Source organism: Klebsiella sp. Lac1, assembly GCF_009825425.1.
GTDB classification, from domain to species: Bacteria; Pseudomonadota; Gammaproteobacteria; order Enterobacterales; family Enterobacteriaceae; genus Klebsiella; species Klebsiella electrica.
On sequence record NZ_VJZJ01000001.1, the window covers coordinates 702,294 to 722,378 of the forward strand.

Consider the following 20,085-nt stretch of genomic DNA (forward strand, 5'->3'; position numbering starts at 1 on the left):
CAGTATATTCAGGAGAGCAGATCATGCTTCGTCAGTCAGACATCACCCAGGCGTTCCGTGAGTCGATCGCCGTTAATCCGAAGGGGTATCGTTACCTGCATACCAGAGATTTTGTGTGTAAGTTGCAGGAGAGAGGAATCCATTTCTCGGGGCGTGAAGCAAACCAATGGATAGAGCGCTATCAAACCTACTTCGTTGACAAGACGCCAGACGAGTCGGAAAACCGTTTGTGGATGCTTCGCAATATGGGGATTGTTTTATAATGGGATTTCCGTCTCCAGCAAACGACTACGTTGAAGCTACGCTCACGGTCAACAGCTTATGTAATATCGGTGCTAATACGCGCGTTGTTGAAACCAGCGACGGCTATGCCGTCATTGACGTGTCGCAACGCCCAAGGCAGGGCGATATCGTGCTGATTCACCATGACGGCCGCACTGAGTTTGCAAAACTAATGGGAAGGGCGTTTATCACAGCAGAGGGCGAGGCTATAGAAGGTGAGGCGTTAGATGACGTTACAGTAGCTGGCGTTGTAACGCACACAATCATTGATCTGATGCGTGATGATTCGCCTGTTTAATAGAGTAAATTGGGGCAGATTTTGGGGCAAAAAAGGCTTTTGGGGCACGATTTGGGGCGGTAAAATGTCTGCATTTGTCCGTATTTGTCCATTTGAAGAGATTTCTATATCATTGAAAAGTTGGTAATTTGTTGATTTTGTAAATCTATTTTTTATGATGCCATAATAAACATAATATTTAGGCAATCATGATCAAAAAAATTGCTCTGTTTTCAGCAGGGAGCGAGGTTATTGCGTAAACTTTAAAAACTTTACCAACTCGCTGTTTCTTTAAGGTCATTTGTACGCTTTACTCACCGGCTGCTGCTGCGCCGATAGAGTGTTGCGGCATATTTTGTTTGGAAAGGATACTTGGGTGGCTCTTATGACGCATGACGCTTTTTCCCTTCGCGGCCTCGTGGCAGGCTGCGCGCTTCTCGTTCTTGTCGCACCTGCGGTGCAGGCTGCGGAACAACTCCCCGATGCCCCGTCGATCGACGCCCGAGCCTGGATCCTGATGGATTACGCCAGCGGTAAAGTGCTGAGCGAGGGCAACGCCGATGAAAAACTCGACCCGGCGAGTCTGACCAAGATAATGACCAGCTATGTCGTCGGGCAGGCGCTGAAGGCGGGCAAGATTAAGTCCACCGATATGGTCACCGTCGGTCGCGATGCCTGGGCTACCGGTAACCCGGCGCTGCGCGGGTCATCGGTGATGTTCCTTAAACCAGGGATGCAGGTTTCGGTCGAAGACCTGAATAAAGGCGTGATTATCCAGTCCGGTAACGATGCCAGCATCGCGATCGCCGACTATGTGGCAGGGAGCCAGGATGCATTCGTCAGCCTGATGAATGGCTATGCGCAAAAAATGGGGCTGACCAACACCACCTTTATGACCGTGCACGGTCTGGATGCGCCGGGCCAGTTTAGTACCGCGCGCGACATGGCGCTGCTGACCAGGGCGATGATTCATGACGTCCCCGAAGAGTACGCCATTCATAAAGAGAAAGAGTTTACCTTCAATAAGATTCGTCAGCCGAACCGCAACCGTCTGCTGTGGAGCTCAAACCTCAACGCGGATGGCGTCAAAACGGGGACCACCGCCGGCGCAGGCTACAACCTGGTCTCCTCGGCAACCCAGGGAGACATGCGTTTGATTGCCGTGGTGCTTGGCACCAAAACCGATCGTATTCGTTTTAATGAATCCGAAAAGCTGCTGACCTGGGGCTTTCGTTTCTATGAAACCGTGACGCCGATTAAACCGGATGCCACCTTTATCACCCAGCGCGTCTGGTTTGGCGACAGCAGCGAAGCCAAACTCGGGGCGGGCGAAGCCGGCTCGATTACCCTGCCGCGCGGCCAGCTGAAAAACCTGAAAGCCAGCTATACCCTGACGGATACGCAGCTGACGGCGCCGCTGAGCAAAGGGCAGGTGGTCGGGACCATCGACTTTAAACTCAATGATAAAACCATCGAGCAGCGCCCGCTTATTGTCATGGAAGCGGTCAATGAAGGCGGCTTCTTTAGCCGGATGATGGACTTCGTGCTGATGAAACTGCACGGCTGGTTCGGTAGCTGGTTCTCGTAATCAACAGGCCGCGCCCTGCGGGGCGCGGTCAGTAGAGCAGTGAAATCTGTTTTTCTTTCGCCAGCGCAAGCAGATCCTCATCCGGGCAGACATCGCTGGCAATCACATCAAAACGCGATAAATCGCCCATCCGCGCCGGTCTGACCTTGCCAAATTTACTGTGATCGACAACCAGTACGTGGTAGCGCGCGCTGCTCATCGCCCAGTGTTTAACCGGCAGTTCCTCGAGGTTATAGCAGGTGGCGCCCTGCGCGCAGTCGATCCCGGCCGCCGAGTAGAAGGCAATGTCCGGGCACAGATGGCTGAGGGTATCCTGCAGGCTGAGCGGTTTAAAAATGGCATTGCTGGCATGGAACTCGCCGCCGCAGAGAATGGCCCGACACTGCGGTTTTTCCTGCAGCGCCAGAAAAGTGTTCAGCGAATAGCAGATGCCGGTAAAAGGCAGGGCGTTATCAATCGCGTCAATGATCCAGGGCGTGGTTGTTCCACAGTCGAAAAAGGCCATCTGATGGGCTTCAAGCAGCGCGGCAGCGTGACGGGCGGCACGGCGTTTTTCGTCCACCAGACGGGTTTTCTGGTCGCTGAGCAGGTAATGGGTTGCGCTGCGCGGCTCCAGAACGATATAACCGCCTAACAACACCACCGGGCCATTATGGCCGTTCAGGTCGCGACGAATGGTCATTTCTGATACGCCAAGCAGCGCGGCGGCCTCTTTTAGATGAAGCTTATCGCTGCGCTTGAGCGCCTGAATGAGTTGGCTGATGCGTTCATCACGACGTGTTTCCATATTCCCTCTACCCTGAAATCGCCCGGCATCGGCAGGGCGTCAGTGGGCAATTTTACCTGCCCGGAGAGGGTTAGTCACGCACCCAGCCTTTACGAATCGGCAGGGAGAAGCAAACCCGGTACAGCTGCTGCAGAGATTGATACAGCGCCTGGCCACCGGCCGGCCACAGTAGTCCGGCGGCCAGACAACCGCACATCCCGGTCAGCAGGCCGCCCAGCATATCCAGCGGCCAGTGAACGCCAAGATAGACGCGGGACCAGGCGATCGCCGCGGCGGTCGCCAGCAGCGCGATCCCGGACCACAGGCGATGCCAGAACAAGAAAGCCAGCGCAAAGGTAAAGCTGATGGTGCCGTGATTGCTGGGGAAGGAGTTATTCGGCGCGTGATGCAGGAACTGATAGCCGACGCCTGCGGCAAACGGGCGCTCATGCGGGAAGAGCAGGCCAAAAATCCATGACAGACTCAGGCTAATCGCCAGCGCGAGGAACACTTTAAACACCAGCTGCCGCTGGTTTGGCCCCCAGAGCCACAGCGCAGCGGCCAACAGAGGCACAATCAGAATCACCTGTTTGGCAATGAAGGTCGCCAGTGCGATGAGCCACGAGGGTGAGGCGGGGGTGGCGTTGATTAAGGCAAACAGCGTGTCGTTGATATTTTCCAGCATAGATTCAGACTCTTGGTATCCGATAGCAATCAGCCGCCCACCTTAAAAAACGGTGGCGATAAATTAAAGCAGTATTGTCTTAATTATCAGCTTGTTAAGAAGCTGCTGGCGCGGCATGCCGTGGCGAAGATGTCGCAGGGAATGAGTATATCGCCTGTAACCTAATTGAAATATAAACGAAATATAGACAGGTTTAATTAAAATGGCGGTGAGATCGGCGGGCGGAAGGCGCGTTGCGCTATTTTTCATTGTCACTCACAATTCACTATCTCCTCCGCAAGACTTTCATTAAACTTTGCGCGATTTTTGTTTAACTAAGAGATTGCATGCAGAATTATTCACTTTCAGGCAAACGCCTCGGACGGCAGGCGCTTTTGTTCCCGCTCTGCCTGGTGTTATACGAATTTTCCACTTATATCGGTAACGATATGATCCAGCCGGGAATGCTCTCGGTGGTGGAAGAGTTTCAGGTAGGCAATGAATGGGTGCCGACCTCGATGACCGCCTATCTCGCCGGCGGCATGTTTTTACAATGGCTGTTGGGACCGTTGTCGGATCGGATCGGCCGTCGCCCGGTGATGCTCACCGGGGTGGTGTGGTTTATCGTCACCTGCCTGGCCACTCTGCTGGCGCAGACCATTGAGCAGTTCACGCTGCTGCGCTTTTTGCAGGGGATTAGCCTGTGCTTCATCGGCGCGGTGGGTTACGCCGCCATTCAGGAGTCGTTTGAGGAGGCGATGTGCATCAAAATCACCGCCCTGATGGCGAACGTTGCGCTGATTGCCCCGCTGCTGGGGCCGCTGGTGGGGGCGGCGTGGGTGCACATCCTGCCGTGGGAAATGATGTTCGTGCTGTTTGCCGTGCTGGCCGCTATTGCCTTTGTGGGCCTGCAGCGCGCGATGCCGGAAACCGCGACGCGGATGGGCGAGAAGCTGTCGATGAAAGAGCTGGGTCGCGATTATGGCCTGGTGCTGAAGAATCTGCGCTTCGTCGCCGGCGCGCTGGCGACCGGGTTTGTCAGCCTGCCGCTGCTGGCGTGGATTGCCCAGTCGCCGGTGATTATTATCAGCGGGGAAAACGCCACCAGCTATGAGTATGGCCTGCTGCAGGTGCCGATTTTCGGCGCGCTGATTGCCGGTAACCTGGTGCTGGCGCGACTGACCTCGCGGCGCACGGTGCGCTCGCTGATTATTCTCGGCGGCTGGCCGATTATGTTCGGGCTGCTGCTCTCTGCGGTGGCGACGGTGGTATCGAGCCATGCTTATTTGTGGATGACCGCCGGGCTGAGCGTCTACGCCTTCGGGATCGGGCTGGCGAATGCCGGGTTGGTGCGCCTGACGCTGTTTGCCAGCGACATGAGCAAAGGTACGGTTTCGGCCGCGATGGGGATGCTGCAGATGCTGATTTTTACCGTCGGCATAGAGGTCAGTAAGCATGCGTATGAGCAGGGGGGGAGCGGGGTATTCAGCCTGTTCAACTTGCTCAGCGGCGTAGTGTGGCTGGCAATGATTGTCTATTTTCTCAAAGACAAGCGCGTCGGAAACTCCAACGACCCGCAGGCATAACGTCGGGCGTTCCGGGTGGGGCACGACTGCCGCACCCGGACGAAAATCAAGCGAACGGCGCTTCGCGATTCAGCACTTTGTCGATGATGTGTAGCACACCTTCTTCATTGTTATGCGGCGCATCGTAGCGGGCAACGGCTTTCACCGGCTCTGCTGCGTTGGCCATGGCAAAACCAAACCCGGCATGTTGCAGCATTTCAATATCATTTCCGCTGTCGCCAAAGGCGACGACTTCATGATTCTCAATGCCCCAGCGCTGTTGCAAAATACGCAGGCCGTTGGCTTTGTGCACACCGGGAATAATCAGGTCGATACTGCCGTAGCCGGTTGCCACGGCGGTCACCATATCGCCCAACGCCGCGTGTAGCTGCGGCTGGATTTGTGCAATCAGATGATCGGGCACGTTGAGGCCGAATTTCAGTATCACGTCATCGATATGGTTGAAGTCATCCACCAGCTGCAGGCGATGATAATATTTCGCGGCGACCGTCTTTAACTCATCGTTATAGCGATTCAGGGTATACGCGCTGCCTTTGCCGCAGGCGATGATTTCAATATTGGTCAGCGTCTGCAGATAGTCGATGACGGTGTGGAAATGATCTTTCGGCAGCTGACAGTTAAAAACGTCATCGCCGGCGCTGACCACCCAGCCGCCATTTTCGGCGACAAAGGCTATCTCGTGGGCAATGTCCGGAAAAAATGAAATCAGCTGGTAATACTGGTTGCCGCTGGCGACGACAAAACGAATATTCTGCTCGCGCATACGCTGATACTGGTTCAGAAAGCGCGAGCGATTGTAGGTTTTGGCATCGCTTAAGAAGGTACCATCCATGTCTACCGCAATCAGTTTGATGCTCATTAACTGTTCTCCATGACAGGTTCATGTTGTGGTTTTGCTACCGCTCTGGCGACCAGTGCCGCCACCATGACCAGACCCAGCACTACCATCATGGCGCTGCGCAGGCCGAAGTGTTCTCCAAGGAAGCCCAGCAGCGGCGGCCCGACCAGGAAGGCAAGATAGCCGGTTATCGCCACCACGCTGACGCGCTTCGGCGCATCGGGACCGGTGTCGCTGGCGGCGGAAATGGTCAGCGGGAAACCGAGCGATGCGCCAAGTCCCCACAGCAGTACCGAGACGCCGGCTACCCACGGGTTGTCGACAAAGATAATCAGGCCGATGCCCAGCGCGCCCATGACGGCGCTGGCACGTACAACCGTGACCCGGCTGTAGCGATCGATAAACCAGCCGCCGGTAAAGCGGCCTAGTGTCATCCCGAGGGTGAAACCGGCGTAAATCAAGGAGCCAGAGGTGGGGCTGAAGCCGTGGCCGTCCACCATCAGCAGCGGCAGCCAGTCGTTGGCGGATCCTTCAGCAAAGGCCATTGCCAGCACCACAACGCCAATCAGCAACAGCTGAACATCACGCCATACCGGCAGACCTTTTTCCTCATGATGCGCGCTTTCAGCCGCATTTTTTCCGGTCCCATCAGGGATGGCGCGAATCGCTATCGCAATTGGGGCAATCGCCACCAGCGCGGCCAGCAGAATATGCGGCGCGGCGGGCAGACCAAAACCGGTCACCGCCATTCCTACACCGGCGCCGAACAGCGTACCGAAGCTGTAAAACCCGTGCATCATCGGCAGCACGGTTTTATTCATTTCCCGCTCGACGGCGGCGCCTTCGACGTTAATGGCCACCTCCGCCGAACCGAAGCTGGCGCCGAAAATGGCCAGCCCGATGGCAAACAGGATGGCTGAGGTGAGCCACAGCGCCACGCTGAGCACGAGCATGCCGACCACGGCGCACGACATGGTGGTGCGAATCACCTTACGGGTGCCAAAACGTTTGACCAGCCACGCCGAGCAGAGAATCCCGCTCATCGAACCAATCGACAGGCCAAATAAAACGATGCCCATTTCCGCCGTTGACAGCGTCAGCAGGTCACGGATCGCCGGAGTACGGGTAGCCCATGAGGCCATCAGCAATCCAGGGATAAAGAAGAACATGAAGAGGGCCCAGAGTCGGAGCTGTAAAGCCCGGCGGGAGGTTTGCGCTGTCATCCGTAAACGCCTGTGAATGAGAAGATAGAGACAACAGTAGCAAGATTGTGTACATTTGTACATATTCTTCAGCATGCGTATTCGGGCAAGGACCGGGCGCCAGGGAGCGCGACATTGCTGCCGACAGCATGCGCATGACAGCGACTAAGAGGAAAGATATGGCCCGTCGACCGAACGATCCGCAGCGCCGGGAGCGCATTTTGCAGGCGACGCTGGATACCATTGCCGCCCACGGGATCCACGCGGTCACCCATCGTAAAATTGCCAGCTGCGCGGAGGTTCCGCTAGGCTCGCTGACCTACTATTTCAGCGGCATTGACGCGCTGATAGAAGAGGCGTTTCGCATTTTTACCCGCGATATGTCCGCGCAGTACCAGCAGTTTTTTACCGCGGTCAGCAGCCGTGAAGAGGCCTGCGATGCCATTGCCGAGCTGATCTTCAGCGCCCAGGTGACGACCGCGCGAAATATGGAGTTGATGTATCAGCTGTATGCGTTTTGCAGCAGCCAGCCGGCGCTGAAGGCGGTGATGCAGCACTGGATGCAGCGCAGCCAGCAAACCCTGGAGCAGTGGTTTGAACCGGAGACGGCTCGCGGGCTGGATGCGTTTATCGAGGGAATGACCCTGCATTTTGTCACCGATAGCGCGCCGCTCTCAAAGCAGGCTATCCGCCTGATGGTCGGACGGCTGGCCGGAGAGGGGCAATAGCCCGATAACGCGCTGCACGCGGAGAACTTCGAAATAAACATTGTGGAGTCAGCAGGAAAGCGGCGAGGCGTCGCGAACGGGTCATCCTGTTCCAGGCGGATTGTGCGTGTAACACTGGCGCTTCACCCGGCGTATCAGTGTACATCAACCGGTGGTTCAGAGGGGGCACGTCTCCATAAAGCCTGGGACAACAGAAATGGGGTGAGGAGCATGCGCTACCGCCACTGGTACTGCCCGGTGGTGGTAACTGAATAATTTTAAAGGTCATAAAATTCAGACAACAAAAAACCCATCAACCTTGAACCAAAATGGCGGGGTTGATGGGCTCCACAAAATGGGGACATCAAAGAAAAGCAGTGGCACTACTTATGACTGACGGCCAAGAGAAAAGTTCTGCCTCTGTCCCATTTTTTCTTAAATATTTACTGTAGCCCTGGCCAGATGATGACAATCAGCGTCCCCGCGAGAGTCAGCAGCACGTTGGCAATCGCATACGTACCCGCGTAGCCCAGCGCCGGAATGTTGCTGCGCGCGGTGTCGCTGATGATTTCCATCGCCGGGGCGCAGGTACGCGCCCCCATCATGGCGCCAAACAACATCGCGCGGTTCATGCGCAGCACATAGGCGCCAAACAAGAAGCAAATCACCACCGGCACCAGGCTGACGATAAGACCCGCCGCCAGCATCTGGCCGCCGATGGTGCCCAGGCCGTGACCAATCCCGGCGCCGGCGCTCAGACCGACCCCGGCCATAAACACCATCAGGCCGAACTCTTTCACCATATTCAGCGCGCCCTGCGGAATGTAGCCGAAGGTCGGGTGGTTGGCGCGCAGGAAGCCGAGCATGATCCCGGCAAACAGCAGCCCCGCCGCGTTACCGATACCAAAGCTGAAAGAGCTAAACTGGAAGGTGATCATGCCGATCATCAGGCCGACGATAAAGAAGGCGCAGAAGGCGAGCAGGTCGGTCACCTGGCTGTGAATGGAGATAAAGCCGATGCGGTCGGCAACGGTTTTCACGCGTCGCGCATCGCCGCTGACCTGTAATACGTCGCCTTTGTTGAGCACCACGTTATCGTCGATAGGCATTTCAATCTGGCTGCGAATGACGCGGTTTAAGAAGCAGCCGTGATCGGTGAGCTTCAGCTGCGCCAGACGGCGGCCAACGGCGTTATGGTTCTTCACCACGATCTCTTCGGTGACGATGCGCATATCCAGCAGGTCGCGGTCGAAGACCTCTTTGCCATTACGGAAGCTGGGATCAAGGCGGGCATGGGCGTCCGGGTAACCTACCAGCGCGATATCATCGCCCATCTGCAGGACGGCATCGCCATCCGGGTTCGCCAGAATGCCGTTACGGCGAATACGCTCGATGTAGCAGCCGGTTTGCCGGTAAATCCCCAGCTCGCGCAGATTTTTACCATCAGCCCAGGCGACCAGCTCCGGGCCGACGCGATAGGCGCGGATCACCGGCAGGTAGACTTTACGTTTGGAGTCGGTATCGAGCCCGCGTTCACGCGCAATCTGCTGGGCGCTGGTTTGCAGATCCTGATGCTGCAGCTTCGGCATATAGCGCGCGCCAACGATCAGACTGACGAGACCAATCAGATAGGTCAGGGCGTAGCCCAGACTCAGGTGGTCGAGGGAGAGTGCCAGCCGATCGCTGGGCAGGCCAAAGTGGCGAAGCGTATCCCCCGCACCGACCAGCACCGGCGTTGAGGTCATGGCACCGGCGAGCATCCCGGCGGTCAGGCCGATGTCCCAGCCGAACAGTTTTCCCAGCCCCATCGCCAGCAGCATCGCGCTGCCGACCATCACCAGGGCGAGCATCAGATAGTTTTTTCCGTCGCGGAAAAAAATAGAAAAAAAGTTGGGACCCGCTTCCACGCCAACGCAAAAAATAAACAGCATAAAGCCCAGATTTAGCGCATCAGTGTTAATACTGAAATGCTGCTGACCTAATAATAATGAAACCACTAAAACGCCAATAGAATTACCAAGTTGTACCGACCCGAGGCGAAGTTTCCCGAGACAAAGCCCCAGGGCAAGTACAACGAATAATAACAGGATGTAATTCCCGTTTAACAAATCTGCGACGTTTATATTCACGAAAGCCAACTTCTCATTTACTAGTAAGTTGTTGAAGGAAATGGTTATTTGGTCTAAGGTTGGTCCAGTGTTCGCGTTGTCCCGAACCCTGTTCTGGCATCCCGTTATAACCAGTAAAAACAGAGCCGGTAGTTTAATCCTTCCTGGATGCTGCGGCTAGTCACAATCGTTTTTACGCCGGTGGGGGCTAAATTGGCATGGATTGCCGGAATGCTTTATCTGACTGGGCGAAAGTTAAGTGGGTTAGAAGCAGAATCAGGAGGATGTTGTGAAATATGAGCGTGCCTGGGTGGGTATTACCTGTGGGTTCTTTCTGTTTATCGTAGTGTGTTTACTGCTGTTACTGCATATGAAAGACGTCTTTCGGGCTACCGGTCATCCTGAAGTGGGACTGCTCTGCTTTTTGCTGCCCGGTGCGGCCGCCAGCTGTCTCTCTCCGGGGCGGCGCGTCATCCAACCGCTGGTGGGGGCGATTCTGGCAACCCCTGTCTGTCTGCTGATCATGCGGCTTTTTTTTGCGGCTCAGCGTACCTTCTGGCAGCAGCTGGCGTGGTTGTTTAGCGCGGTGTTCTGGTGCGCGCTGGGGGCGCTGTGCTTTTTGTTTATCTGCGCCTGGCTGGATACCAGACGCAATCATTCGTCAGAGGAATGAGTCGGCTCAGGCAAACAGACCGAGATTCTCTTTCGCCCAGGCTTCAAAATCGGTGCAGCCGCCGATATGTTTTTGATCGACAAAAATCTGCGGAACGGTCTCAACCGGTTTGCCTACGGTCTTTTCCAGGTCGCTCTTGCTGATGCCTTCGGCGTGGATATCAACATAGCGATAGTTGAAATCATCGCGTTCATTGGTCAGTTTCTCTGCCAGCTCTTTGGCGCGTACGCAATACGGGCAACCAGGACGACCAAAAATAACGGTAAACATACTTTCTCTCCTTAAATCTCAGCCGGGTGGCGAATGGCGGCTATGATGCCGCGTTATGTCGGCGAGGAAAAGAAGGTTCTGCCTTTTTCTTCGATGGTTTAAGGCTATGTTTGATAACTGCCTTCGTGGTTAAATTATTATACTGTGTCTGCCGCGCGCGATGAGCCAGAAGGCCGCGCGCAAAACATTGACTGGAGGAGTGCTATGCGATCGCCTGCCGTTTTGCCGAAAAGCGTTCTGCTGGTAGAGGTCATCGGGATTGTGCTGTTGACCCTCGCCTGGCTCTCGCTCAATCAGTACCTGCAGCTGCCGGCGCCGTTTTCCAGCCCGACGGCGGCGATGCTGATGATCTTCGCCGGGATCCTGCTGATGCTCCCGGCCGCGATAGCATTAATGTGGCGAATGGCCAGGATCGTCGCGCCACAGCTGACCCACACTCCGGAACCCACTTCTTCATCAGACAGAGAAAAACAAGATGACGCCGACCATTGATCTGCTGCGTAGCCACCGCTCCATCCGCCACTTTACCGATGCGCCGATTGGCGACGAACAGCGCGAAGCTATCATCGCCAGCGCGCAGGGGGCCTCAAGCTCGAGCTTTTTACAATGCAGCTCCATTATTCGCGTCACCGATCCTCAGCTTCGTCAGCAGCTGGTTACGATGAGCGGCGGCCAGCAGCACGTTGCGCGCGCGGCGGAGTTCTGGGTCTTTTGCGCCGACTTTAACCGCCTGCTGCAAATCTGTCCGGATGCCCGGCTAGGGCTCGCCGAACAGCTGCTGCTGGGCGCGGTGGATACCGCAATGATGGCGCAAAATGCGCTGGTCGCCGCCGAATCTCTGGGCCTCGGCGGCGTCTATATCGGCGGGATCCGCAATAGTATCGAAGGGGTGACCGAACTGCTGAAGCTGCCGCAGCACGTCCTGCCGCTGTTTGGCCTGTGCCTGGGATGGCCTGCCGATAATCCGGACGTGAAGCCGCGCATGCCCGCAGCTATGCTGGTGCATGAAAATACGTACCAGCCGGTGGATGAGGCAGTGCTGGCGCAATATGATGAGCAGATGGCGCAATACTACCTGTCGCGCGGCAGCAACACCCGCCGCGATACCTGGAGCGACCATATTCGCCGTACCATCATTAAGGAAAGTCGCCCGTTTATTCTCGAATATCTGCATAAGCAGGGGTGGGCAACGCGCTGATTACGTGTACACTGCTGCCTGCTTCCCGCCCCGCTATTTGGCGGAGCGGGCGGTCGTGGCGCAATTAACATATTGCAGGCCCGCCGGAGCGGGCCTTGTTGCAGAGGTGCAGGGTGAAAATTGCTATATTATCCCGGGATGGAACGCTTTATTCCTGTCGTCGCCTGCGCGAAGCCGCGCAAAAACGCGGCCACCAGGTGGAAATCCTCGATCCGCTTTCCTGCTATATGAACGTGAGTCCGGTGGCCTCATCGATTCACTATAAAGGACGTCAGCTCCCGCATTTTGATGCCGTGATCCCACGCATTGGTTCCGCGATTACCTATTACGGAACCGCCGCCCTTCGTCAGTTTGAACTGCTCGGTAGCTATCCGCTCAATGAATCGGTGGCGATAACCCGCGCCCGCGATAAGCTGCGCTCGCTGCAATTGCTGGCGCGCCAGGGGATCGATCTGCCTCTGACCGGCATTGCGCACTCCCCGGACGACACCAGCGATCTGATTGCCATGGTTGGTGGCGCGCCGCTGGTGGTTAAACTGGTGGAGGGGACCCAGGGCATTGGCGTGGTGCTGGCAGAGACCCGCCAGGCGGCAGAGAGCGTGATTGACGCCTTCCGCGGCCTGAACGCGCATATTCTGGTTCAGGAGTATATCGCCGAGGCGAAAGGACGGGATCTGCGCTGTCTGGTCGTGGGTAATGAAGTGGTGGCGGCTATCGAGCGGCGGGCGAAAGAGGGCGATTTCCGCTCTAACCTGCACCGCGGCGGGGTGGCGACGGTGGCCACGATCAGCGATCAGGAACGTGAGATGGCCATCAGGGCGGCGCAAACCCTGGGGCTGGATGTCGCCGGGGTGGATATCCTTCGCGCGACCCGTGGGCCGCTGGTGATGGAGGTGAACGCTTCTCCGGGCCTGGAAGGCATTGAAACCACTACCGGAATTGATATTGCCGGGCGCATGATCGCCTGGATTGAGCGTCAGGCCACGCCAGAATTTTGTCTGAAAATGGGCGGATAACCGGCGCGGGCGACACTTTCATGGTATGCGCTGCGTTTTTTGCGTAAGCTATGGCGTCGTTTTTCTACAGTAAGAGGTCACAGGTCATATGGATTCACTGGTCGTTCCGGGTCTGGATACGCTACGTCACTGGCTCGATGAGTTAGGTATCAACTTCTTTGAGTGTGATTCCTGCCAGGCCTTGCATCTGCCGCATATGCAGAATTTCGACGGCATTTTTGATGCGAAGCTCGATCTGGTCGATAACGTCGTGCTCTTTTCGGCTCTGGCAGAAGTGAAGCCTTCGGCGCTGCTCGGGCTTGCCGCGGATCTTTCGGCAATTAACGCCAGTTCGTTGACCGTCAAAGCCTTCCTCGATATTCAGGATGACAATCTGCCCAAACTGGTGGTGTGCCAGGCGCTATCCGTCGGCGTCGGTATTAGCGTCGAACAGTTTGGCTGGTTCTTCCGCCAGAGCGAAGAGCAGATCTCTATGGTTATCCTTGAAGCGGCAGCCAACCAGGTGCTCTATAAAGCCGAAGAAGAAGAGTACGTCGCGGAAGATATTCAGCACCATTTTCTTCACTAAACCTGTCGATGAATAGCGCAGCCACTGCCATAGCGGCTGCGTATTACGTGCTTTTATTCTGCATTTCACCTTCCGTTAAAGAATTTTTCACCGCCATTCAGCCGCTTTTGGCTTATCACGTAGACCGTTATTGCATAAAAAATTGATAAAAGGCGTTATTTTACCTGGGCTATAGCCTCTTATTCTGGCTACAGTTATTCTGACGATGCTTCCAGTTGCGGGCAACCATTCCGGGAGAGGACCTCTCTCCTTTTCTTAGGCAATGAGAAAATATGCATGATTATTGCATGCAGACAAGTGCGTATATTAAGCCCGCTTGTTAACGGGCATTGAGAAGGAAAAAGAGATATGACCGCCTTTGGTAAAAAATGGTTAACAGGTCTGGTTACGGGTGCGTTGATGGCCGTCTCTGCCGGTTCACTCGCCGCTGAACAAAAAACCCTGCATGTTTATAACTGGTCTGATTATATTGCGCCGGATACGGTGGCAAATTTTGAAAAAGAGACCGGCATTAAAGTGGTGTACGACGTTTTTGATTCCAACGAAGTGCTGGAAGGCAAATTAATGGCGGGCAGCACCGGTTTTGACCTGGTGGTCCCGTCCGCCAGCTTCCTTGAACGTCAGCTGGCGGCAGGCGTCTTCCAGCCGCTGGACAAGAGCAAGCTGCCAAACTGGAAGAATCTTGACCCGGAAGTCCTCAAGCTGGTCGCCAAACACGACCCGGATAACAAGTACGCGGTGCCGTACCTGTGGGCGACTACCGGCATCGGCTATAACGTCGATAAAGTGAAAGCCGTGCTCGGTAAAGATGCGCCGCTGAATAGCTGGGATCTGGTGCTTAAGCCGGAGAACCTTGAAAAACTGAAAAGCTGCGGCGTCTCCTTCCTCGATGCGCCGGAAGAGATTTTCGCCACCGTCCTGAACTATCTGGGCAAAGACCCGAACAGCACAAAAGCCGATGATTACACCGGCCCGGCGACCGATCTGCTGCTGAAACTGCGGCCGAATATCCGCTACTTCCACTCTTCGCAATACATTAACGACCTTGCTAACGGCGATATTTGCGTCGCCATCGGCTGGGCTGGCGATGTCTGGCAGGCGGCGAATCGGGCAAAAGAAGCGAAGAACGGCGTGAATGTCTCCTACTTTATTCCCAAAGAGGGGGCGCTGGCGTTCTTTGATGTCTTCGCGATGCCAGCGGATGCGAAAAATAAAGATGAGGCTTATCAGTTCCTTAACTATCTGATGCGCCCGGAAGTGATCGCCAAAATCAGCGATAAGGTGTACTACGCTAACGGCAACAAAGCCTCCACGCCGCTGGTGAGCGAAGCCATCCGTAATAACCCGGCTATCTACCCGCCGGCCGATGTGTTCGCTAAACTGTTCACCCTGAAGGTGCAGGATCCGAAAATCGACCGCGTACGCACACGTGCGTGGACGAAAGTCAAAAGCGGGAAATAAAACCTGATGGCCCGGTTCACCGGGCCTGAAAAGGTCTGACCCGGCCGGCTGGTTTCGCCATGCGGCCGGGCAACAAACGGATAAAAGTGCAGCGAATAAATGCACCAGGATGGTGCACCTGCACTGTAAAGTTCAATGTATGGCAACCGGGCCATACGGTGGTAGTTTTTTGCCGGAGAGCACCCGAGTGAACGACGCAATTCCCCGCCCACAAGCGAAAACCCCCAAGGCGCTGACCCCGCTGCTGGAAATCCGTAATCTGACGAAGTCTTTCGACGGGCAGCACGCCGTCGATGACGTCAACCTCACGATTTATAAAGGTGAAATCTTCGCGCTGCTGGGCGCATCCGGCTGCGGCAAATCGACGCTGCTGCGCATGCTGGCCGGCTTTGAGGAGCCGACGGCCGGGCAAATTATGCTCGATGGCGTAGACCTGTCGCGCGTGCCGCCCTATCAGCGGCCCATCAATATGATGTTTCAGTCCTACGCGCTGTTCCCCCATATGACGGTGGAGCAGAACATTGCCTTTGGCCTGAAACAAGACAAGCTGCCGAAAGCTGAAATCGCCAGCCGGGTGCAGGAGATGCTGGCGCTGGTGCATATGCAGGAGTTCGCCAAACGCAAACCGCATCAGCTTTCCGGCGGCCAGCGTCAGCGCGTGGCGCTGGCCCGTAGCCTGGCGAAACGACCAAAACTGCTGCTGCTTGATGAGCCGATGGGCGCGCTGGATAAAAAGCTCCGTGACCGCATGCAGCTGGAAGTGGTGGATATCCTCGAGCGCGTGGGGGCCACCTGCGTCATGGTGACCCACGATCAGGAAGAGGCGATGACCATGGCGGGACGTATCGCCATTATGAACCGCGGGAAGTTCGTGCAAATCGGCGAGCCGGAGGAGATCTACGAGCATCCGACCACCCGCTACAGCGCGGAATTTATCGGCTCGGTCAACGTATTTGAAGGGGTGGTCAAAGATCGCCTGGAAGATGGTCTGGTACTGAGCTCGCCGGGGCTGACGCACCCGCTAAAAGTCGACCCTGATGCTTCCATCGTCGACAATGTACCGGTGTGGGTCGCTCTGCGCCCGGAAAAAATTATGCTCTGCGATGAGCCGCCGGCGGATGGCTATAACTTTGCGACAGGAGAGGTGATACATATCGCCTACCTCGGCGACCTGTCTATCTACCACGTACGGTTGCAAAGCGGACAGATGATCAGCGCTCAGTTGCAGAACGAACACCGCCACCGCAAGGGCACGCCAACCTGGGGCGATGAAGTGCGTTTGTGCTGGGATGCCGACAGCTGCGTTGTTCTGACGGTGTAAGGAGAGGGCGATGAGTATATTAGAACCACCGGCCGGGGTGAAAAAAACGGGCGGTTTTGCCCGATGGCTCACGCGTTTGCAGATGGCGCATGGTCGCAAGCTGGTGATCGCGCTGCCCTATCTGTGGCTGATTCTGCTGTTTCTGCTGCCGTTCCTGATCGTCTTTAAAATCAGCCTGGCGGAGATGGCGAGAGCGATCCCGCCTTACACCGATCTGTGGGAGTGGGCGGACGGTCAGCTCACGCTGACGCTGAACCTCGGCAATTTCCTGCAACTGACCGATGACCCGCTCTATTTCGAAGCCTATCTGCAGTCGCTGCAGGTGGCGGGAATTTCGACATTCTGCTGCCTGCTGCTCGGCTATCCGCTGGCATGGGCGGTGGCGCACAGCAAACCGTCCACGCGCAATATTCTGCTGCTGCTGGTGATCCTGCCGTCGTGGACCTCATTCCTGATCCGCGTTTATGCGTGGATGGGACTGCTGAAAAGCAACGGCGTACTGAATAATTTCCTGCTGTGGACCGGGGTTATCGATCGGCCGCTGGAGATCCTGCATACCAATCTGGCCGTTTATATCGGTATTGTATACGCCTACCTGCCGTTTATGGTGCTGCCTATCTATACCGCGCTGACGCGGATTGACTACTCGCTGGTGGAGGCGTCGCTGGATCTGGGTGCCCGGCCGCTGAAGACCTTCTTCCAGGTGATCGTCCCGTTGACCAAAGGCGGGATTATCGCCGGTTCAATGCTGGTCTTTATCCCGGCAGTCGGGGAGTTCGTGATCCCGGAACTGCTGGGCGGTCCGGACAGCATTATGATCGGGCGCGTTCTGTGGCAGGAGTTCTTTAATAACCGCGACTGGCCGGTCGCCTCAGCGGTGGCGATCGTGATGCTGCTTCTGCTGATCGTGCCGATTATGTGGTTCCACAAACATCAGCAAAAACAGATGGGGGATCATGGATGAATGATTTGCCGGTAGTCCGTTCGCCGTGGCGAATTTTAATCCTCGTGCTCGGCTTTACCTTTTTGTATGCGCCGATGCTAATGCTGGTGATTTACTCATTCAACAGCTCGAAGCTGGTGACGGTGTGGGCGGGTTGGTCGACACGCTGGTACAGCGAGTTGTTCCATGATGATGCGATGATGAGCGCCGTCGGGCTGAGTCTGACTATCGCCACCTGCGCGGCGACGGCGGCAGCGATTCTGGGCACCATTGCCGCGGTGGTGATGGTGCGCTTTGGCCGCTTCCGTGGTTCGAACGGCTTTGCCTTTATGATTACCGCGCCGCTGGTGATGCCGGATGTCATTACCGGGCTGTCGCTGCTGCTGCTGTTTGTCGCGCTCGGGCACGCCATCGGCTGGCCGTCGGATCGCGGCATGCTGACCATCTGGCTGGCGCACGTCACCTTCTGTACCGCCTATGTGGCGGTGGTGATTTCGTCGCGCCTGCGTGAACTGGACCACTCTATTGAGGAGGCGGCGATGGATTTAGGCGCGCCGCCGCTGAAGGTCTTTTTCATCATTACCCTGCCGATGATCATGCCAGCGGTTATCTCCGGCTGGCTGCTGGCGTTTACCTTATCACTCGACGATCTGGTCATCGCCAGCTTCGTTTCCGGCCCTGGAGCCACCACCTTGCCGATGCTGGTCTTCTCCAGCGTGCGTATGGGGGTGAACCCGGAAATCAACGCCCTGGCAACCTTAATCCTCGGCGTGGTCGGTATTGTTGGTTTTATCGCCTGGTATTTGATGGCGCGCGCAGAAAAGCAGCGGGTGCGCGATATCCAGCGTGCAAGACGCAGCTGAAGCCCCTAAAATCTACGGTAATACTGGTATCGGCGTCGCGATGGTGCGACGCCGTTTTCATGGAAGACGTTTCCGTTGGGACTGTTTACAAAAACTCGTTCATCTCATGCGCGTCTTAACGTTCCTGCGCTGGTGCAGGTGGCGGCGTTCGCCATTATTTTGATTCGCGGCGTGGATCTGCTGATGATCCTCAATCAGCTGGGGATCGGTGGGATAGAGGCGTTTATTCATCGTAGCGTGCAGACATGGACCCTGACGCTGGTATTTCTCTCCAGCCTGCTGCTGGTCTTTATTGAGATCTGGTGCGCATTTTCACTGGTGAAAGGGCGGAACCTGGCGCGCTGGATCTTTCTCCTGACGCAAATTATTGTCACCGGTTATCTCTGGGCGGCCTCGCTGGGGTATGGCTATCCGGAGCTGTTCAGTATTGCCGGCGAGTCAAAACGTGAAATTCTGCGTTCTCTGGTGATGCAAAAACTGCCTGATTTTCTGGTGCTGGCGCTGCTGTTTGTTCCGGCGTCGTGTCGACGGTTTTTCCGACTGCAATAACGGTGATACAATCCCCGCCCCTGATTTTTGGAAGGTCTTTTTATGCACTGCGCACTCTATGACGCGGGCCGCTGTCGCTCCTGTCAGTGGCTGGAACGGCCGTTAACACAACAGCTCGCCAGTAAAATGGCCGACCTCAGAACGTTGTTGGCGGACAGCCCGGTCGCGACATGGTTTGAGCCGGTTTCCGGCCCGCAAGCCGGTTTTCGCAACAAAGCCAAAATGGTGGTCAGCGGCAGCGTTGAACGCCCGCTGCTGGGGATGTTGCACCGCGATGGCAGCCCGGAAGACCTGACCGAATGTCCGCTTTATCCGGCCAGTTTTGCGCCGGTTTTTGCCGCGCTGAAACCGTTTATCGCCCGCGCCGGGTTAACGCCCTATAACGTCGCCCGCAAGCGCGGCGAGCTGAAGTATCTGCTGCTGACGGAAAGCCAGCTGGATGGCGGCATGATGCTGCGTTTTGTGCTGCGCTCGCCGACAAAACTGGAGCAGCTCCGCGCCGCGCTGCCGTGGCTGCAGGCGCAGTTCCCGCAGCTGAAGGTGATTACCGCCAATATTCAGCCGGTACATATGGCCATTATGGAAGGCGAGCAGGAGATTCTCTTAAGCGAGCAGCCGGCGCTGGCGGAGAACTTTAACGGCGTACCGCTGTGGATCCGCCCGCAGAGTTTCTTTCAAACCAACCCGAGCGTTGCCAGCCAGCTGTATGCGACCGCTCGCGATTGGGTGCGCCAACTGCCGGTCAAGCATATGTGGGACCTGTTCTGCGGAGTAGGGGGCTTTGGCCTGCACTGCGCCACGCCGCAAATGCGCCTGACCGGGATTGAGATTGCGCCGGAGGCGATCGCCAGCGCGAAGCAGTCTGCCGCTGAACTGGGCCTGAGCAATCTGCATTTTCAGGCGCTGGACTCGACGCAGTTTGCCACCGCGGAGGGCGAGATTCCTGAGCTGGTGCTGGTCAACCCGCCGCGCCGTGGGATCGGCCGCGAGCTGTGCGACTATTTATGCCGTATGGCGCCGCCCTTTATTATCTACTCCAGCTGTAACGCGCAGACGATGGCGCAAGATATTGCGCGGCTGCCGGGCTATCGGGTTGAGCGGGTGCAGCTGTTTGATATGTTCCCCCATACCGCCCACTACGAAGTGCTGACGCTGCTGGTTCGCGAAGTTTAAACAAAATGTGAACTCTTCTGCCGGCGTAAATC

The 20,085-nt window shown here is 56.3% G+C and carries 22 protein-coding genes; 16 read left to right on the forward strand and 6 right to left on the reverse strand.

The genetic code is table 11. The features are described 5' to 3' along the window. The first annotated feature begins 23 nt into the window (after positions 1 to 23). The 3 genes from FNY10_RS03385 to dacC all read left to right on the forward strand — a co-directional run bounded on the left by FNY10_RS03385 (position 24) and on the right by dacC (position 2,147). Positions 24 to 263, forward strand: a complete 240-nt coding sequence (locus FNY10_RS03385; protein ID WP_160705129.1) for a hypothetical protein — start codon at positions 24 to 26, stop codon at positions 261 to 263. Then, positions 263 to 580: a hypothetical protein gene (locus FNY10_RS03390; protein ID WP_160726282.1), complete on the forward strand. Its 318-nt coding sequence runs from the start codon at positions 263 to 265 to the stop codon at positions 578 to 580. Before FNY10_RS03385 ends, FNY10_RS03390 begins: the two co-directional genes overlap by 1 nt. 364 nt (positions 581 to 944) lie before the next feature. Beyond that, on the forward strand, positions 945 to 2,147 hold the full coding sequence (gene dacC / locus FNY10_RS03395) for a serine-type D-Ala-D-Ala carboxypeptidase (protein ID WP_100684012.1): 1,203 nt from the start codon (positions 945 to 947) through the stop codon (positions 2,145 to 2,147). Positions 2,148 to 2,175: 28 nt separating this feature from the next. Here the strand turns inward: dacC and deoR are convergent, their stop codons facing one another. Together deoR and ybjG are read right to left on the reverse strand one after the other, a co-directional pair. Further along, positions 2,176 to 2,934 carry a DNA-binding transcriptional repressor DeoR gene (deoR, locus tag FNY10_RS03400; protein WP_141965025.1) on the reverse strand — a complete coding sequence of 253 codons (759 nt, stop codon included), beginning with the start codon at positions 2,932 to 2,934 and terminating at the stop codon, positions 2,176 to 2,178. Between the two features lie 70 nt (positions 2,935 to 3,004). Next, positions 3,005 to 3,598, reverse strand: coding sequence for an undecaprenyl-diphosphate phosphatase (ybjG, locus tag FNY10_RS03405; RefSeq protein ID WP_131048287.1), 594 nt, complete (start codon positions 3,596 to 3,598; stop codon positions 3,005 to 3,007). Positions 3,599 to 3,924: 326 nt separating this feature from the next. Here ybjG and FNY10_RS03410 point away from each other — a divergent pair, with 326 nt between their 5' ends. Continuing rightward, positions 3,925 to 5,163, forward strand: a complete 1,239-nt coding sequence (locus FNY10_RS03410) for an MFS transporter (protein ID WP_131048288.1) — start codon at positions 3,925 to 3,927, stop codon at positions 5,161 to 5,163. Positions 5,164 to 5,209: 46 nt separating this feature from the next. On the opposite strand, the gene FNY10_RS03415 is transcribed toward FNY10_RS03410, so the two are convergent. Next, on the reverse strand, positions 5,210 to 6,022 hold the full coding sequence (locus tag FNY10_RS03415; protein WP_131048289.1) for a Cof-type HAD-IIB family hydrolase: 813 nt from the start codon (positions 6,020 to 6,022) through the stop codon (positions 5,210 to 5,212). Then, entirely contained in the window at positions 6,022 to 7,224 is a 1,203-nt protein-coding gene (locus tag FNY10_RS03420) for an MFS transporter (RefSeq protein ID WP_141965023.1), read from the reverse strand. The genes FNY10_RS03415 and FNY10_RS03420 overlap by 1 nt, the downstream gene beginning before the upstream one ends. Before the next feature lie 158 nt (positions 7,225 to 7,382). On the opposite strand from FNY10_RS03420, the gene FNY10_RS03425 reads away from it, so the two are divergent. Next, the gene (locus tag FNY10_RS03425; protein ID WP_131048291.1) at positions 7,383 to 7,931 is read left to right on the forward strand and encodes a TetR/AcrR family transcriptional regulator; all 549 of its coding nucleotides are present in this window, start codon (positions 7,383 to 7,385) and stop codon (positions 7,929 to 7,931) included. 422 nt (positions 7,932 to 8,353) lie between these two features. Here FNY10_RS03425 and FNY10_RS03435 read toward each other — a convergent pair whose 3' ends face one another. Continuing rightward, the gene (locus FNY10_RS03435) at positions 8,354 to 10,039 is read right to left on the reverse strand and encodes an aspartate:alanine antiporter (RefSeq protein WP_100684090.1); all 1,686 of its coding nucleotides are present in this window, start codon (positions 10,037 to 10,039) and stop codon (positions 8,354 to 8,356) included. A gap of 268 nt (positions 10,040 to 10,307) precedes the next feature. Between FNY10_RS03435 and FNY10_RS03440 the strand changes: the two genes are divergently transcribed. Then, the gene (locus tag FNY10_RS03440) at positions 10,308 to 10,691 is read left to right on the forward strand and encodes an inner membrane protein YbjM (protein ID WP_141965022.1); all 384 of its coding nucleotides are present in this window, start codon (positions 10,308 to 10,310) and stop codon (positions 10,689 to 10,691) included. A gap of 6 nt (positions 10,692 to 10,697) precedes the next feature. On the opposite strand, the gene FNY10_RS03445 is transcribed toward FNY10_RS03440, so the two are convergent. Next, positions 10,698 to 10,961 carry a GrxA family glutaredoxin gene (locus tag FNY10_RS03445; RefSeq protein WP_004859945.1) on the reverse strand — a complete coding sequence of 88 codons (264 nt, stop codon included), beginning with the start codon at positions 10,959 to 10,961 and terminating at the stop codon, positions 10,698 to 10,700. A 204-nt stretch (positions 10,962 to 11,165) separates the two neighbouring features. Between FNY10_RS03445 and FNY10_RS03450 the strand changes: the two genes are divergently transcribed. From FNY10_RS03450 to rlmC, 10 genes are all read left to right on the forward strand, one after another. Further along, positions 11,166 to 11,453 (forward strand): YbjC family protein, encoded by a 288-nt coding sequence (locus FNY10_RS03450; RefSeq protein ID WP_131048293.1) that lies wholly within the window; start codon positions 11,166 to 11,168, stop codon positions 11,451 to 11,453. Beyond that, positions 11,437 to 12,159 (forward strand): oxygen-insensitive NADPH nitroreductase, encoded by a 723-nt coding sequence (gene nfsA / locus FNY10_RS03455; protein ID WP_100684000.1) that lies wholly within the window; start codon positions 11,437 to 11,439, stop codon positions 12,157 to 12,159. The genes FNY10_RS03450 and nfsA overlap by 17 nt, the downstream gene beginning before the upstream one ends. A gap of 113 nt (positions 12,160 to 12,272) precedes the next feature. Next, positions 12,273 to 13,175 carry a 30S ribosomal protein S6--L-glutamate ligase gene (rimK, locus tag FNY10_RS03460; RefSeq protein WP_100683999.1) on the forward strand — a complete coding sequence of 301 codons (903 nt, stop codon included), beginning with the start codon at positions 12,273 to 12,275 and terminating at the stop codon, positions 13,173 to 13,175. Between the two features lie 88 nt (positions 13,176 to 13,263). Further along, positions 13,264 to 13,743 carry a YbjN domain-containing protein gene (locus FNY10_RS03465; RefSeq protein ID WP_100683998.1) on the forward strand — a complete coding sequence of 160 codons (480 nt, stop codon included), beginning with the start codon at positions 13,264 to 13,266 and terminating at the stop codon, positions 13,741 to 13,743. Between the two features lie 348 nt (positions 13,744 to 14,091). After that, on the forward strand, positions 14,092 to 15,204 hold the full coding sequence (gene potF, locus FNY10_RS03470) for a spermidine/putrescine ABC transporter substrate-binding protein PotF (protein WP_100683997.1): 1,113 nt from the start codon (positions 14,092 to 14,094) through the stop codon (positions 15,202 to 15,204). A gap of 187 nt (positions 15,205 to 15,391) precedes the next feature. Then, positions 15,392 to 16,525 carry a putrescine ABC transporter ATP-binding subunit PotG gene (gene potG / locus FNY10_RS03475; protein WP_100683996.1) on the forward strand — a complete coding sequence of 378 codons (1,134 nt, stop codon included), beginning with the start codon at positions 15,392 to 15,394 and terminating at the stop codon, positions 16,523 to 16,525. Between the two features lie 10 nt (positions 16,526 to 16,535). After that, positions 16,536 to 17,489, forward strand: a complete 954-nt coding sequence (gene potH, locus FNY10_RS03480; RefSeq protein ID WP_131048295.1) for a putrescine ABC transporter permease PotH — start codon at positions 16,536 to 16,538, stop codon at positions 17,487 to 17,489. After that, positions 17,486 to 18,331, forward strand: coding sequence for a putrescine ABC transporter permease PotI (gene potI / locus FNY10_RS03485; RefSeq protein ID WP_004859959.1), 846 nt, complete (start codon positions 17,486 to 17,488; stop codon positions 18,329 to 18,331). The genes potH and potI overlap by 4 nt, the downstream gene beginning before the upstream one ends. 75 nt (positions 18,332 to 18,406) lie before the next feature. Beyond that, positions 18,407 to 18,880 (forward strand): YbjO family protein, encoded by a 474-nt coding sequence (locus tag FNY10_RS03490; protein WP_100683993.1) that lies wholly within the window; start codon positions 18,407 to 18,409, stop codon positions 18,878 to 18,880. Positions 18,881 to 18,922: 42 nt separating this feature from the next. Beyond that, positions 18,923 to 20,053, forward strand: a complete 1,131-nt coding sequence (gene rlmC, locus FNY10_RS03495; protein ID WP_160704001.1) for a 23S rRNA (uracil(747)-C(5))-methyltransferase RlmC — start codon at positions 18,923 to 18,925, stop codon at positions 20,051 to 20,053. The last annotated feature ends 32 nt before the right edge of the window (positions 20,054 to 20,085 follow it).

What these genes read in the sequence shown, in the direction of transcription:
- deoR (WP_141965025.1), bottom strand. Translation starts at nt 2,934, where the DNA reads ATGGAAACACGTCGTGATGAACGCATCAGCCAACTCATTCAGGCGCTC.
- FNY10_RS03420 (WP_141965023.1), bottom strand. Translation starts at nt 7,224, where the DNA reads ATGACAGCGCAAACCTCCCGCCGGGCTTTACAGCTCCGACTCTGGGCC.
- FNY10_RS03415 (WP_131048289.1), bottom strand. Translation starts at nt 6,022, where the DNA reads ATGAGCATCAAACTGATTGCGGTAGACATGGATGGTACCTTCTTAAGC.
- FNY10_RS03410 (WP_131048288.1), top strand. Translation starts at nt 3,925, where the DNA reads ATGCAGAATTATTCACTTTCAGGCAAACGCCTCGGACGGCAGGCGCTT.
- FNY10_RS03450 (WP_131048293.1), top strand. Translation starts at nt 11,166, where the DNA reads ATGCGATCGCCTGCCGTTTTGCCGAAAAGCGTTCTGCTGGTAGAGGTC.
- FNY10_RS03385 (WP_160705129.1), top strand. Translation starts at nt 24, where the DNA reads ATGCTTCGTCAGTCAGACATCACCCAGGCGTTCCGTGAGTCGATCGCC.
- nfsA (WP_100684000.1), top strand. Translation starts at nt 11,437, where the DNA reads ATGACGCCGACCATTGATCTGCTGCGTAGCCACCGCTCCATCCGCCAC.
- dacC (WP_100684012.1), top strand. Translation starts at nt 945, where the DNA reads ATGACGCATGACGCTTTTTCCCTTCGCGGCCTCGTGGCAGGCTGCGCG.
- rlmC (WP_160704001.1), top strand. Translation starts at nt 18,923, where the DNA reads ATGCACTGCGCACTCTATGACGCGGGCCGCTGTCGCTCCTGTCAGTGG.
- FNY10_RS03445 (WP_004859945.1), bottom strand. Translation starts at nt 10,961, where the DNA reads ATGTTTACCGTTATTTTTGGTCGTCCTGGTTGCCCGTATTGCGTACGC.
- FNY10_RS03425 (WP_131048291.1), top strand. Translation starts at nt 7,383, where the DNA reads ATGGCCCGTCGACCGAACGATCCGCAGCGCCGGGAGCGCATTTTGCAG.
- ybjG (WP_131048287.1), bottom strand. Translation starts at nt 3,598, where the DNA reads ATGCTGGAAAATATCAACGACACGCTGTTTGCCTTAATCAACGCCACC.
- FNY10_RS03390 (WP_160726282.1), top strand. Translation starts at nt 263, where the DNA reads ATGGGATTTCCGTCTCCAGCAAACGACTACGTTGAAGCTACGCTCACG.
- potF (WP_100683997.1), top strand. Translation starts at nt 14,092, where the DNA reads ATGACCGCCTTTGGTAAAAAATGGTTAACAGGTCTGGTTACGGGTGCG.
- FNY10_RS03465 (WP_100683998.1), top strand. Translation starts at nt 13,264, where the DNA reads ATGGATTCACTGGTCGTTCCGGGTCTGGATACGCTACGTCACTGGCTC.
- potI (WP_004859959.1), top strand. Translation starts at nt 17,486, where the DNA reads ATGAATGATTTGCCGGTAGTCCGTTCGCCGTGGCGAATTTTAATCCTC.
- potH (WP_131048295.1), top strand. Translation starts at nt 16,536, where the DNA reads ATGAGTATATTAGAACCACCGGCCGGGGTGAAAAAAACGGGCGGTTTT.